This window comes from Streptomyces sp. NPDC020884 (genome assembly GCF_044333935.1).
Classification (GTDB): domain Bacteria; phylum Actinomycetota; class Actinomycetes; order Streptomycetales; family Streptomycetaceae; genus Streptomyces.
Map to the genome: position 1 here is coordinate 188,224 of NZ_JBIRRY010000004.1, position 13,240 is coordinate 201,463.

A 13,240-nucleotide genomic window follows, 5' to 3' on the forward strand; every position below is an offset into this window, starting at 1 on the left:
GTAGGGGCCGTTCGGTACGGGTTGTTCAGTACGGGGCGTTCGCTACGGGGTCAGAGGCCGACGATCAGCTGGATGCAGACGATCTTGACCAGGATGGCGAGCGCGAACAGCGTCGAGTAGCCGTTGTTGATCCGGCTGTCGCTCGCCCGGCTGTTGGCGTACGCCACGATCGCCGGGTTGCCGACATACCCCGACAGCAGGCCCATGGTCCGCTCCCGGCTCTGCCCCAGCGCCTTCGCGACCAGCACCATCAGGGTGTAGCTGACCACCGCGCCGATCGCAAGCACCGCCGCCAGCTTCAGCCCGAACAGCGAGAAGGCGTTCTCGCGGAACGAGTAGCCCGAGGTGAGCCCCACGACGGCGAGGAAGAGCAGCAATCCGATCTGGCGCAGGGTCAGGTTGGCCCGGGTCGGCAGGGTCCAGACGAGCGGTCCGGTGCGCCGCCGCCAGCCGAGGATCATGCCCATCACCAGCGGGCCGGCCCCGGTGCCCAGGGCGAGGGTGGTGGAGCCCAGGGTGAGGGAGGGGATGCCGATGAGGAAGCCCAGCGCGAGACCGAGGCCCAGGCTGACCGCGCTCACCTCGCTGACCTTCGTCTCGGTGTCCCCGAGGTACGCGGTGACCTCGCCCGTCCGCTCGCGCGGCATCACCACCCGCACCCGGTCGTCGAGCTGGAGCAGCAGGTCGTCGTGGGCGAGCATGTCGAAGTCGCCGCGCCGCACCCGGCTGACGAGGGCTCCGTACTTCGCGCCGAGCCCGAGTTCCGCGACGGTGTGCCCGGCCAGGTCCGGGTTGGTGAGCAGGACCCGCCGGTAGTCCACCGCACTGCGGTCGTCCAGCAGATGACGCGGTGCGAGGGCCCCGAGCGTCTCCGTCGCCGCCCGTACGTCGTCCTCGCCGCCGACCAGGACCACCCGGTCGCCGGGGGAGAGGCGGTCCACCTCCCGGGCGACCCGGGCGGTGCCGCCGGCCGGACGGTACTCGCTGGCCAGCACCCGGTGCGCGGCCACGCCGGGCACGTCCGCCCAGCGCATGTCCCGGGCCACCTGGACCGTACGGGTGATGAGCGTGGACGGCAGGCCCGAGTCCGGGTCCCGGCGGGCGGCCCAGTGGCGGCGGGCCGCGATCGCCGCGACGAACAGGATCGTGATGACGACGGCGAGCGGGTAGCCGATGGCGTATCCGACGGCGGGCTCCGTGGGGTCCGCCGATGCGTCCTGGGCGGCGGCCAGGCCGGGGGTGGTCGTCCCGATGCCCGCGTAGCCGCCCGCGAGGAACGGCCCGCTGATCCCGAACCCGCGGTGCCCGACGAAGCCGACCACCGCCGCGGTGAGGGCCAGGGCCACCACGGCTCCGGCCATCACCGGGAGCTGGCCGCGCAGTTCACGGAAGAACGCGGGGCCCGACTCCAGGCCGACCGTGTACACGTACAGCGCCAGGCCCAGGGCCGAGACCCCGGCCGGCACGGCGGCGGCGATGTCCTCGTCCAGCGCCCCGACGAGGAGGCCGGCGAACAGGACCCCGGCCGCGCCGAGCCGTACCGGCCCGAAGCGGGCCATGCCGAGCAGCGAGCCGACCGTGATCACGGCGAACACCGCCACCCACGGGTTGTCCGCGAAGAACTGCCACACCGGCCGTGCCTCCCCGACCTCGAAGATCCCGCCCCTTGTCGGGGGCCAGGATCTTCGAGGTCCGCGGAGGCCGCCACCCGGGGAGCGGCCGGGGGATCGTCAGACGCCCCGCGGCGCTCCGGCCGGGTGGCTCCGGCCCCGCGTCAGCGAGTAGCCGAACACGGCCGCCAGTGCGGCGAGCACTCCGCCGCCCACGGTCCACAGCCAGCGATCGGTCCACCAGCCCGAGGCCCAGCCGTCCTCCGGCTCACCGGCGGACAGCGTCCGGGGCGCGGCCGAAGCGTCCCCGTCGCCCGCCGAGGCGACCGAGACGCCCGGCACCAGCGGCTCGGCGAGCGTGCCGCCCCCGTCGCGGGCCCCGCCCTGCTCCTGCACGGTCGCCTTGACCTCGACGCCGACCGGCAGTCCGAGGGCGGCGGCGGGCAGGTCCACCACTGTGAGGCGGATGTAGTAGCTGCCGGGCAGCGGGTCGTTCGCCCACGGATCGGACCAGGACCGCACGGGCCGCAGCACACAGGACAGTTCGACGGTGGCCGCGTCGGCCGCCGCCTTCCTGGTCTGGTGCCCGTACATACAGGCCTGGCGGCGGCGCAGCCCGTCGTACACGTCGATCTGCCAGGTGGAGGCGGAATCCTGGGCGGCGCTCCCGGGCAGCTTGACCGTGGCCTCGACGGTGGGCCGCTGACCGGCGTCGGCCGGGAACACCCAGTACAGGTAGTCGCCGGCCGAGGCCTGTGCGGTGCCTGTCCGGCCCTGCTTCAGCGCGGTGGCCGTGCGGAAGGCGGTGCCGGCCTCCGTGGGGCCCGACCCGTCCTCGGCGGGGCTCGCGCTCGCCGACGGGTCGTCCGCGACCGCCGCGCCGGCCGAGGTGAGCAGGGTCAGTCCGGCGAGCAGTGTTCCGGTGAGCGCGCGTCGCACGCCGTGGGTGCGGCGAGAGGTCGTACGCATCAGTTGGTCCTCCATACGGCGACGCGCCAGCGCGAGATCCAGCCGGTCAGCAGACCCGCGACCAGTCCGGTCAGGACGAGTGCGCCGAGCAGCCACCAGCCGCGGCCGAGCCCGAAGGCCGCCACGTCCGAGGCGTTGTCCGGCCCGTCCACCAGGTCCACGGTCAGCTCGACCGGCAGACCGGGGGTCCGCTTCACCGAGACGGGCGCGGAGAAGGAATGGGCGAGCTGGAGGCAGACGGTCTCGGCGGCGGGCCTGCCGTCGCCGTCGTCGCCGTCCGCCACCTCGGGCTTGGGATAGCGCAGCCCGGAGGAGATCACATCGGTGCGGCCGGTCCCGGCCTCGGAACCCCGGACGATCTCCCGTCCGTGCACCGTCACCGCCCGCAACAGCACCCCGTAGTCGTCGTCCACGGCGCGGTCGGCCGCCACGCTCGCCGAGGCGCGCAGCTCCTGGCCGGGCAGCACGTCGACGCGGTACCAGCGGTGTTCGCCGATCTTCTCGCGGTCGGTGTAGAGGCCGGGCTTCAGCTCGGGGGCGGCGGAACAGCTCGCGGCCCCCTCGGTCGCCACCGGAGTGACGACGGGTTCGGCGGCCCGGTCCACCAACTGCTTGACGCGGTCGGAGAGTTCTTCCTTGTGCTGGACGGCGGTGTAGGTGCCGCCGGTGGCCTCCGCGATACAGGTCAGCTGCTGGCGGATCTTGGCGTTGGGCACCAGGCCCAGCGTGTCCACGACCAGGTGGGTGCCGCGTGCGGCGATCTCCCGGGCCACCTCGCACGGGTCGAGCGGCCCGCAGGTGTCCTCGCCGTCCGTGATGAGGACGATCCGGCGCGAGCCGTCGCCGCCCTCCAGGTCCTCGGCCGCGCCGAGCAGGGCCGGGCCGATCGGGGTGAAGCCGGTGGGGGCGAGGGTGGCGACCGCGGTCTTGGCCTCGGTGCGGTCCAGCGGGCCGACCGGGTAGAGCTGCCGGGTGTCCTTGCAGCCGACCTTGCGGTCCTCGCCCGGGTAGTTCGCGCCGAGCGTCCGGATGCCGAGCTGCACCTGCTCGGGCACCGCGTCCAGAACGTCGTTGAACGCCTGCTTGGCGGCGGTCATCCGGGACTGCCCGTCGATGTCGCGGGTGCGCATGGAGCCGCTGACGTCGAGCACCAGCTCGACCTTGGGGGAGGGGGCGGCGGGGGGTTCGTCGGCGGCGGCGGGGATCGCGGTGCCGAGCCCGGCGGCCAGGGTGGCGAGCGCTATGCCCACCCCGGTCGTCAGCCGTTTTCTAGTGATCATCGCCGGATCTTATGGAAGATCAGTTCGTATTCCCAACTGGGCCCTTTGGGCCCGCCGCTGGTGCTCGGCGACTCCGCCCCCTAGGGGCTGCCCGGCGCTTCGCCCGGCGCCGGGCGGGCGAACGCACCGGCCGCGGCGGCCAGGGCCGCGGTGGTCGCGGAGTCGGTGGGCATCCGGGGATCGGGGGCGGCCCGCAGGAGCACCAGCTGATGGTAGAGCGGTGCGGTGGCGGCGATCAGCAGACGCCGGGCGTCCGTGTGCGGCGGGAGTTCGCCGCGTCCGACGGCGCGTTCGACGACTGCCTCGCAGCGTGTGTACCGGTCCTCCCACAGCCGCTGCTGGGCGTCGGCGGCCCGCGCGGAGCGGAACGAGGCGGCCATCAGGGACTGGGGGATCGACGGCTGCATGACCAGGGACTCCTGGATCTCGTCGTTGAGGGCCGTCAGGTCGCCGCGCAGGGAGCCCGTGTCCGGCGGCGCCCAGTCGTCCTCGCCCGCCGCGTCGAGAACGTCGGCGAGCAGGCCGCCCACGTCCTGCCAGCGCCGGTACACCGTCGCCCGGTGCACGCCGGCGCGGGCCGCGACGCCTTCCATCGTGAGTCCCTCGTAGCCGTGTTCGCCGAGTTCGGCACGGACAGCATCCAGCACCTGGGCGCGGATGCGCGCGGTGCGGCCGCCCGGTCGGCGGTCCGGCGGGCCGTCCAGCGGCGGGGTCATCGGCAATCCGGTTGCCCGGTGGCGGTGGTCATGGCACCATCTTAAAGCAACAGCTGTCGCATTAGTGGAGTCGCCGATGTTCTTCCGAAGCTTCCCTCCGGCCTCGCGGTCCACCGTCACCGCTTCGTCCACGACAGCTTCGGAGTTGCCCGTATGCCTACACAGATCACCGCACTGGCCGTCAGCAAGGCCTTCGACGGCAGGCCCGTTCTCGACTCCGTGACCTGCTCGCTCGCGAAGGGCGAGCGCACCGGCATCGTCGGTGAGAACGGGTCCGGCAAGACCACTCTGTTGCGACTGCTCGCCGGGCGGGAGAGCCCCGACGAGGGGCGGATCGTCGTGCGGGCCGACGGTGGCGTCGGCTACCTCGCCCAGGACGAGGACCTGCCGGCCGATATGACGGCGCAGCAGGTGATCGACCGGGCGCTGGGCGATCTCCGGGCGATCGAAGCCCGGATGCGCCGCCTGGAGGCGGCGATGGCCGACGGCGACGCGTCGGCCGTCGACGCGTACGGCGAGGCCGTCTCGGCCTTCGAACTGCGCGGGGGCTACGAGGCCGACGCCCGGCTGGAGCGAGCCCTGCACGGCCTCGGCCTGCGACAGGTGGACCGCGCCTCGGCCGTGGGGGCGCTCTCCGGCGGCGAACGGGCCCGGCTGCGTCTCGCCGCGGTGCTGGCGGCGGCCCCCGAGGCACTGCTCCTCGACGAGCCGACCAACCATCTGGACGAGGCCGCCCTGACCTGGCTCGAGGAGCACCTGCGAAGCAGGCGGGGCACCACCGTGGTCGTCTCCCACGACCGGCGTTTCCTCGAACAGGTCGCTACGAGCCTCCTGGAGGTGGACGGGGACCGGCACGGCGTCGTCCGGTACGGCAACGGCTATGCCGGCTACCTCGCGGAGAAGGCGGCGGCGCGCCGGCGCTGGGTCCAGCACCACGACCGGTGGTGCGAGGAAGTCGACCGGACGCGGGACTCGATCGCGGGCACCGCCCGCCGGGTGGCCCCCGGCCGGCCGATGAAGGACGGCGACAAGCTCTCCTACAACCAAGCGGGCGCCCGCGTGCAGCAGTCCCTGGCCGGCCGCGTCCGCAACGCCGAGGAACGGCTGCGCCGCCTGCTGGCCCACCCGGTCCCGGCCCCTCCGGAACCGTTGGGTTTCGCGCCCGTGCTGCGCGCCGGACAGCGGCACGGCACCGTGCTCGACGCCGCCGGGGTCGTGGTCGCCGGCCGGCTCGACCCGATCGACCTGGCGGTCCGGGCGGGCGAGCACCTGCTGATCACGGGCGGGAACGGCGTGGGCAAGAGCACCCTGCTGCGCGTCCTGGCCGATGATCTGCCCCCTGACCGCGGGCAGGTCGTCAGGCGCGGCCGGATCGGCTTCCTCCCACAGGACCCGGCACCCGGTTCGGCGCACGAGACCCTGCTGGCCGCCTACGCCCGGGGGCTGGCGGGGGAGGCGGACGAACACGCCGAACGGCTCCTTGCCCTCGGGCTGTTCGACCGTACCCGCCTGTTGGTGCCCGTCGCCCGGCTCTCGACCGGCCAGCGGCAGCGGCTCGCCCTGGCGCGGCTGGTCGACCGGCCCGCCGACGTCCTGCTGCTCGACGAGCCCACCAACCACCTCTCTCCCGCCCTCGCCGAGGAACTGGAGGCCGCCCTGGCCGGTTTCGCCGGCACCGTCGTCCTCGTCAGCCACGACCGGTCGCTCCGGCGGCGCTGGCGAGGTACTCAGCTCACCCTGCGGGCCGCCCGCGTGCCCGCGCTCAGTTGACCGAGGCGTCCTCCGGTCTCCCTCCGCACCCCTACCCGAAGCGAGTGATCACTCTTGTCACGCCTCTCCCGGCGCCGCTCCCACATCGCGATGGTCGGCGCCCCGATCGTCAGCCACGTCCTGCCCGGCCTCGGCCTCATCCGTGAGCTGGTGGCCCGCGGCCACCGGGTCTCCTACGCCGACGACCCGGCTGTGGCGGACCTGATCACGGCCACCGGCGCCGAGTTCGTCCCCTGCACCACGCTGCTGCCGGTCGCCGACAACAACTGGCCCGCCGATCCCGTCGCCGCCATGGACCTCTTCCTCGACGACGCCGTCCAGGCGCTGCCCCAGTTGCACACCGCCTACGACCACGATCCCGCGGATCTGTACCTCTACGACATCGGCGCCTACGCGGCACGCGCCCTCGCCGAATCGCAGGGACGGTCCCTCATGCAGCTGTCCCCGTCGTTCGTGGCCTGGGAGGGGTACGAGGACGAGGTCGCGGCGCACCTGCGGGCGCTGCCCGGTGCCACCGCGTACCGGGAGAAGTTCGCGCACTGGCTCGCCGGTTGCGGAGCGGCCACCCTGGACGTGGACGCCTTCTCCGGCCCTCCCGCGCGGGCCCTCGCGCTGATTCCCCGGGCCATGCAGCCCAGCGCCGACAAGGTCGACAGCGAGAGGGTGACCTTCGTCGGACCCTGCTTCGACGCCCGCGCCGACCTCGACCGGTGGACCCGCCCGGAGGGCGCGGAGAACGTCCTGCTGGTCTCCCTCGGCTCGGCGTACACCCGCCGGCCGGATTTCTACCGCCAGTGCATCGCGGCGTACGGGAATCTGCCCGGCTGGCATGTCGTGCTCCAGATCGGCAAGTACACCGACCCGCGCGAACTCGGCGACATCCCGCCCAACGTCGACGTGCACTCCTGGGTCCCGCAGCGGGCGATTCTGGAACAGGCGGACGCCTTCGTCACCCACGCCGGAATGGGCGGCTGCGGCGAAGGACTCCTCGCGGGCGTCCCGATGATCGCCGTACCCCAGGGCGCCGAACAGTTCATGAACGCCGACCGGCTGGTGGAGCTGGGCGTGGCCCGCCGCATCGACACCCCGGACGCCACGGCCGAAACCCTGCGAGCGGCCCTGGACGAACTGGTCACCGACCCCGGAACCGCCCGCCGGTCCGCACGGTTGCGCGCCGAGGCCCGGAGCGAGGGCGGCATCCCGCGCGCCGCCGCCCTCATCGAGGACATGCTGGCCCTCGGGGGTGTCAGGGACCGCCGAGCAGAGGACCGGACGCGCTCCCAAGGACCGAGGTGACCCGCTGCCAGGTCTCCACATCCCGTTCCACCGGCGGCAGCTGACGGTCCGTCGCGGACTTCTGCCAGGCCGTCGCCAGCGCCACCGGGTCGCCGCCGCCCGCGGCCGAGGCGGCGAGCGCCGCCGCGCCGAGGGCGACCAGCTCCCCGCTGCCCGGGATGACGAGCGGGCGGCCCGAGAGCCGGCGCACCGTCTCCAACCACATCCGCCCCTGCGCCCCGCCGCCGATCAGCCGCAGCGGGCGGGCGGCGACCTCGGGAGCGTGGGGATCGAGGCCGCAGGCCGCCAGCAGTTCGTCCATGGCCCGCAGCACGGTGACCGCCGCGCCCTCGTAGGCGGCGCCCAGCAGTTGCCGGCGGGACGTGTCGTGCCGCAGCCCGGTCAGGAGCCCGGCGGCGGTCGGCAGGTCGGGGGTCCGTTCGCCGTCGAGGTACGGCAGCAGGACCGCCTCGCCGCCGGGCGCCGCGTCCTCGCGGTCCAGGCCCAGCAGGTCGGCCACCTTGTCCACGGCGAGCGTGCAGTTGAGGGTGCAGGCCAGCGGGAGGTAGGTGCCGTCGGCGGCGGCGAACCCGTTCAGCGCGGTGGACGCGGGCCGGGTGCGGGAGGCGGCGAACACCGTGCCGGAGGTGCCGAGGCTGAGGGCCGGGTGGTCCAGCAGCCCCTCGCCGCCCAGCCCGAGGCCGACGGCGGCGCTCATGTTGTCGCCGGTGCCGGCCGCCACCGCGATGCCGGCGGGCAGTCCGAGCGCGTCCGCCGCCGCCCCGGTGAGCGAGCCGATCCGGGTCGCGCCGGTGGGCGCCACCTCCGGGAGCAGGGCCGCGTCGAGGCCGAGGAGTTCCAGCAGTTCGGGGTCGTAGCCGCCGGTGGCGGTGGAGTACCAGCCGCTGCCCGAGGCGTCCCCGGGGTCGGTGGCGGCGATGCCCGAGAGGCGTTCGGTGAGGAAATCGTGGGGGAGCCGGACCGCCGCCGCCCTCGCCGCACTCGACGGGTCGTTCTCGCGCAGCCACTGCCACTTGGAGGCGGTGATGGACGCCACCGGTACGGATCCGGTCCGCGCGGTCCAGGCCCCGGGCCCGCCGAGCGTGTCGGTGAGGGCGGCGGCCTGCGGTGCGGAGCGGGTGTCGTTCCACAGCAGCGCGGGGCGCAGCGGCCGGCCCGCCCCGTCCAGCACGACGAGCCCGTGCTGCTGCCCGGCGACCGCGATGCCGGTGACCGCGTGGGCGGGGAGCCCGGACTCCTTCAGCGCGGCGGCCACCGCCTCGCACAGTGCCCGCCACCAGATCTCCGGATCGCTCATCCGGGCCCCGGCCTCGCCGGTGACCACGTGCGGGGCGCGCCCCACGGCGAGTTGCTCGCCGGTCGCGGCGTCGATGACGGCGGCCTTGGTGGACTGGGTCGAGCTGTCCACGCCGATGACGACGGCGGGTGACGGCATGAGGGCCTCTTTCGCGCTGCGGGGGCTGATCATTCGGCTGCGGCACGAACAAATTACGGGATGAGCGGCCCCCTGCACAGGGGTCGGGGACGCTCCCCGAGGCAAGGGGGTTCCGTGTCGGGGGTGCGGTGTGCTTGATTAGTCATGACACTGAACAAATAGGGGTGCCGGCTTGCCGCCGAGCGTCCCGACGGCAGGCGAAGGCGGTCGGACCATGACGGAACGCTTCACCCCCACTCCGGATGACAAGTTCAGTTTCGGTCTGTGGACCGTGGGCTGGCAGGGGCGGGACCCCTTCGGCGACGCGACCCGCGCGGCCATCGACCCGGTCGAGTCGGTCCAGCGGCTCGCGGAGCTGGGCGCCTGGGGCGTGACCTTCCACGACGACGACCTGATCCCCTTCGGCTCCACGGACACGGAGCGCGAGGCGATCGTCAAGCGCTTCCGGCAGGCCGTCGACAGCAGCGGACTCGTCGTGCCCATGGTGACGACGAACCTCTTCACCCACCCGGTCTTCAAGGACGGCGGATTCACCGCCAACGACCGGGACGTACGCCGGTACGCGCTCCGCAAGACCCTGCGCAACATCGACCTCGCCGTCGAGCTGGGTGCGACCACCTTCGTGGCGTGGGGCGGCCGCGAGGGCGCCGAGTCCGGCGGGGCGAAGGACGTGCGCCTCGCGCTGCACCGGATGAAGGAGGCCTTCGACCTCCTCGGCGAGTACGTCGTCGAGCAGGGCTACGACCTCCGCTTCGCCATCGAGCCCAAGCCCAACGAGCCGCGCGGCGACATCCTGCTGCCCACCATCGGCCACGCCCTGGCCTTCATCGAGCGCCTGGAGCGGCCCGAGCTGGTCGGCGTCAACCCGGAGACCGGGCACGAGCAGATGGCCGGCCTCAACTTCCCGCACGGCATCGCCCAGGCCATGTGGGCCGACAAGCTCTTCCACATCGACCTCAACGGCCAGTCCGGCATCAAGTACGACCAGGACCTGCGCTTCGGCGCGGGCGACCTGCGCCAGGCGTTCTGGCTCGTCGACCTGCTGGAGAGCGGCTACGAAGGCCCCCGCCACTTCGACTTCAAGCCCCCGCGCACCGAGGACTACGACGGCGTCTGGGCCTCGGCGGCGGGCTGCATGCGCAACTACCTCATCCTCAAGGAGCGGGCCGCCGCCTTCCGCGCCGACCCCGAGGTGCGGGCCGCCCTGCGCGCGTCCCGCCTGGACGAACTGGCCCGCCCCACCGCGGGGGAGGGGCTGGCGAGCCTGCTCGCCGACCGCAGCGCGTACGAGGACTTCGACGTGGACGCCGCCGCCGCACGCGGTATGGCCTTCGAGGCCCTGGACCAGCTCGCCATGGACCACCTGCTCGCTGTGCGCTGACGCGAGGGTGAGCGGAGGCCACCGACGTACCGGATCGAACCTCCGTACGTCAGTGGCCCCCGCTCACCCGCCGGACGGCTCCGCGTACGCCACCGGATCGTCCAGCACGTCCTGCACCACGAGCGCCGCCGCGCCCCGCGCCGCGTCGCCCGCCACCGACGACGCCCGGAGCCGGCCGCTGCCGGGGGACCAGAGCCCCGACACCACACGGCCGGTCAGTTCCCCGTCGGCCGGAGGCGACAGCCACGGCATCAGGCCCCGGTAGATCCCGCCGAGCACCACCGCGTCCGGGTCGATCAGATTCACCGCCCCCGACAGCACCCGGCCCAGCATCCGGCCCGCCTCACCGACCGCGGCCACCGCACGCGGGTCCCCGGCCTCCGCGCGCCGTTCCAGCTCCAGGACCCCGGAGGCGCCCCCGAGACCCTCGATCCCGGCCGCCCGCAGCAGCGCCGCCTGTCCGGCGTACTGCTCCAGGCACCCCCGCGACCCGCACCGGCACTCCGGCCCCGCGGGGTCCACCACCACATGCCCGATCTCCCCGGCGAAACCGTGCGCACCGCGCAGCAGCTCGCCGCCCAGCACGAGCGCGCCGCCGACCCCGATCTCACCGGTCAGATAGAGGAAGCTGCGCACGTCCTCAAGGCCGCCGAACCACAGCTCGGCCAGGGCCGCGAGATTGGCCTCGTTCTCCGAGGTGACCGGCAGCTCGGGATGCCCGGGACGCAGGGCGGCGAGCGCGTCCGCGAACAGCTCCTGCGCCGGGACCTCGTTCCAGCCGAGGTTGGGGGCCTGCCGCACCGAGCCGCCGGAGACCAGACCCGGCAGCGCCAGCGCCGCACCCACCGGGCGCAACTCCTGCTCGTACGCCGATTCCAGGGTCCGGGCGGCGATCCGGGCCGCCCTTGAGAGGGCCTCTTCGGCGGGCGCGCCCCGGTTGTCGAGGTGTTCGGTCCGCCGGACCCGGCCGGTGCCCGCCAGATCCACCACGCAGACCGACACGAAGTCGATGTTGATCTCCACACCGAGCCCGGCCGGACCGATGCGGGCCACCTTGAGCGCGGTGCCGGGGCGGCCCGCCTGCCCGCTGAACGTCTTGCCCGACTCGGTGAGGAACCCGCTGTCCATCAGCTGCTCGACGAGCGAGGACACCGCGGCCCGGGTCAGCCCGACCCGGGCGGCCACCCCGGCGCGGGTCGCCTCGCCTCGCTCGCCCTCGTCCCGCACGGCGCGCAGTACCAGGCTCAGATTGTGCCGTCGCACGGTGTCCTTGTCGGCCTTGGGCCCCAGCGGAGTGAGGATGCTCTTCATATCGTCGCCGAGCCTATGCGATGCGGGGCTCCCGGCGGGGGTGCGGGAGGGGGCGGCCCCGGCCGTCCGGCCGGAACCGCCCCCTCCGCGCTCAGGGCTTGGCCCCCCGGGCCTTCAGCAGGTCCGCCATCAGACCGATCTCCGACTGCTGACCGCGGACCATGCCCGCCGCCAGGTTCTTGACGGCGTCCGTCTCCGCCGCACCGGCGGCCGCCCGCGCCATGTCGGCACCCGCGCGGTGGTGCACGGTCATCAGCCGCAGGAACAGCACCTCGGCCTTCGTGCCCTTCGCGGCCGTGAGGGCCGCCAGCTCCGCGTCGGTGGCCATGCCCGGCATCAGCGAACCGTCGTCCGTCGGCGGGAGGGTGTGCCCCATCCACGCCATCGGCGGCCCGGCCGCGCTCTTCGGCAGCCCCCAGACCTCCAGCCAGCCCAGCATCATGCCGCGCTGATTGGCCTGGGTGTTGATGATGTCGTACGCCAGCCGCCGCACGTCCTCGTCGTCGGTGCGGTCCCGCACGATGAACGACATCTCGACCGCCTGCTGGTGGTGGATCGCCATGTCCCGGGCGAAGCCCGCGTCCACGGAGTCCTCCGCCGGAGCGGACCGTGCCGCCGAGGACGCCCCGGACGGGGAGGCCGCGGAGGGACGCTGGACCATCAGCGCCACCAGCCCCAGGGCCAGCAGCAGCACGCAGGCTCCCGCGAGGACCATCCGACGGGGGGAACCGGAGGGGGCGAGGGCGGTCACTTGTCCAGCCCGCCGGTGCAGGCGGCCCCCGGCTCGGGGGTCTGCGGGCCCTGCACGTACTTGGTGAAGAACTGCCCGACGCGGGCGTCCGTCGCGCTCTTGACCGTGACCTGCTTGCCCCACGCACTGAGCATCAGCGGGTCCTTCTGGTCCTTCACCGGGCTCATCAGGGAGTACGGGGTCGACTTGACCTTCTTGGTGAGGGCCTCGATGTCGGCGTCCGAGGCCTTGTCGTTGTACGTGACCCAGACCGCGCCGTGCTCCAGCGAGTGCACGGCGTTCTCCTTCGGTATCTCGTCGGCGTAGACGTCCGCGTTGCAGTTCATCCAGACCTGGTTGTGGTCACCGCCGACGGGCGGGTTCATCGGGTAGTCGACCTTGTTCGCCACGTGCTCCTGCGTCAGCTTGTCCCAGCTGCGCTCGCCGGTGACCGGCGAGGTCTTGGCCTGCTCCTCCTTCTTGTCCTTCTCGTTCGCCTGGGACATCAGGTAGCCGCCTCCGGCGACCAGGGCGGCGACCACGGCCACCGCCGCGCTGATGGTGATGATGCGGACCCGGCGCTCGCGGGCGCGCTCCTTGCGGCGGGCCTCTTCGAGCTTGGCGCGACGTGCGGATGCGGGGTTGTTCTGGTTCTTGGCGGAAGCCATGGGATGTCCTCGTCGTTCAACCGATGCATACGGGGGCGATGCATGAAGGGGGAAGGGATGCAGGGCATACGAAA

At 73.4% G+C, this 13,240-nt stretch carries 11 protein-coding genes; 3 read left to right on the forward strand and 8 right to left on the reverse strand.

Features of this window, described 5'->3' with window-relative positions:
* Positions 1-50: 50 nt before the first annotated feature.
* The 4 genes from ACH4UK_RS15050 to ACH4UK_RS15065 form a co-directional block, all read right to left on the reverse strand.
* The gene (locus ACH4UK_RS15050; RefSeq protein ID WP_398356482.1) at positions 51-1,631 is read right to left on the reverse strand and encodes an aspartate:alanine exchanger family transporter; all 1,581 of its coding nucleotides are present in this window, start codon (positions 1,629-1,631) and stop codon (positions 51-53) included.
* Between the two features lie 99 nt (positions 1,632-1,730).
* On the reverse strand, positions 1,731-2,579 hold the full coding sequence (locus tag ACH4UK_RS15055; protein ID WP_398356483.1) for a hypothetical protein: 849 nt from the start codon (positions 2,577-2,579) through the stop codon (positions 1,731-1,733).
* A complete protein-coding gene (locus tag ACH4UK_RS15060) occupies positions 2,579-3,859 on the reverse strand; it encodes a VWA domain-containing protein (protein WP_398356484.1) in 1,281 nt (426 codons plus the stop codon). Before ACH4UK_RS15060 ends, ACH4UK_RS15055 begins: the two co-directional genes overlap by 1 nt.
* Positions 3,860-3,939: 80 nt before the next feature.
* Positions 3,940-4,575 carry a TetR/AcrR family transcriptional regulator gene (locus tag ACH4UK_RS15065; RefSeq protein ID WP_398356485.1) on the reverse strand — a complete coding sequence of 212 codons (636 nt, stop codon included), beginning with the start codon at positions 4,573-4,575 and terminating at the stop codon, positions 3,940-3,942.
* A 153-nt stretch (positions 4,576-4,728) separates the two neighbouring features.
* Here ACH4UK_RS15065 and ACH4UK_RS15070 point away from each other — a divergent pair, with 153 nt between their 5' ends.
* Positions 4,729-6,345, forward strand: coding sequence for an ABC-F family ATP-binding cassette domain-containing protein (locus ACH4UK_RS15070; protein WP_398356486.1), 1,617 nt, complete (start codon positions 4,729-4,731; stop codon positions 6,343-6,345).
* Between the two features lie 90 nt (positions 6,346-6,435).
* A complete protein-coding gene (locus tag ACH4UK_RS15075; RefSeq protein ID WP_398356986.1) occupies positions 6,436-7,641 on the forward strand; it encodes a macrolide family glycosyltransferase in 1,206 nt (401 codons plus the stop codon).
* Here the strand turns inward: ACH4UK_RS15075 and xylB are convergent.
* Positions 7,592-9,076: a xylulokinase gene (gene xylB, locus ACH4UK_RS15080; RefSeq protein ID WP_398356487.1), complete on the reverse strand. Its 1,485-nt coding sequence runs from the start codon at positions 9,074-9,076 to the stop codon at positions 7,592-7,594. The genes ACH4UK_RS15075 and xylB overlap by 50 nt on opposite strands.
* A 214-nt stretch (positions 9,077-9,290) precedes the next feature.
* On the opposite strand from xylB, the gene xylA reads away from it, so the two are divergent.
* A complete protein-coding gene (xylA, locus tag ACH4UK_RS15085) occupies positions 9,291-10,457 on the forward strand; it encodes a xylose isomerase (RefSeq protein ID WP_398356488.1) in 1,167 nt (388 codons plus the stop codon).
* 63 nt (positions 10,458-10,520) lie between these two features.
* Here the strand turns inward: xylA and ACH4UK_RS15090 are convergent, their stop codons facing one another.
* From ACH4UK_RS15090 to ACH4UK_RS15100, 3 genes are all read right to left on the reverse strand, one after another.
* Complete coding sequence (locus ACH4UK_RS15090) at positions 10,521-11,768, reverse strand: ROK family protein (RefSeq protein ID WP_398356489.1); 1,248 nt, start codon at positions 11,766-11,768, stop codon at positions 10,521-10,523.
* A 91-nt stretch (positions 11,769-11,859) separates the two neighbouring features.
* Positions 11,860-12,519, reverse strand: a complete 660-nt coding sequence (locus tag ACH4UK_RS15095) for a DUF305 domain-containing protein (protein ID WP_398356490.1) — start codon at positions 12,517-12,519, stop codon at positions 11,860-11,862.
* The gene (locus ACH4UK_RS15100) at positions 12,516-13,166 is read right to left on the reverse strand and encodes a DUF3105 domain-containing protein (RefSeq protein WP_398356491.1); all 651 of its coding nucleotides are present in this window, start codon (positions 13,164-13,166) and stop codon (positions 12,516-12,518) included. The genes ACH4UK_RS15095 and ACH4UK_RS15100 overlap by 4 nt, the downstream gene beginning before the upstream one ends.
* Between the last annotated feature and the right edge of the window lie 74 nt (positions 13,167-13,240).

Coding starts and splice junctions, on each gene's coding strand:
- ACH4UK_RS15055 (WP_398356483.1), bottom strand. CDS start 2,579: ATGCGTACGACCTCTCGCCGCACCCACGGCGTGCGACGCGCGCTCACC.
- ACH4UK_RS15060 (WP_398356484.1), bottom strand. CDS start 3,859: ATGATCACTAGAAAACGGCTGACGACCGGGGTGGGCATAGCGCTCGCC.
- ACH4UK_RS15065 (WP_398356485.1), bottom strand. CDS start 4,575: ATGACCCCGCCGCTGGACGGCCCGCCGGACCGCCGACCGGGCGGCCGC.
- ACH4UK_RS15070 (WP_398356486.1), top strand. CDS start 4,729: ATGCCTACACAGATCACCGCACTGGCCGTCAGCAAGGCCTTCGACGGC.
- ACH4UK_RS15075 (WP_398356986.1), top strand. CDS start 6,436: ATGGTCGGCGCCCCGATCGTCAGCCACGTCCTGCCCGGCCTCGGCCTC.
- xylB (WP_398356487.1), bottom strand. CDS start 9,076: ATGCCGTCACCCGCCGTCGTCATCGGCGTGGACAGCTCGACCCAGTCC.
- xylA (WP_398356488.1), top strand. CDS start 9,291: ATGACGGAACGCTTCACCCCCACTCCGGATGACAAGTTCAGTTTCGGT.
- ACH4UK_RS15090 (WP_398356489.1), bottom strand. CDS start 11,768: ATGAAGAGCATCCTCACTCCGCTGGGGCCCAAGGCCGACAAGGACACC.
- ACH4UK_RS15100 (WP_398356491.1), bottom strand. CDS start 13,166: ATGGCTTCCGCCAAGAACCAGAACAACCCCGCATCCGCACGTCGCGCC.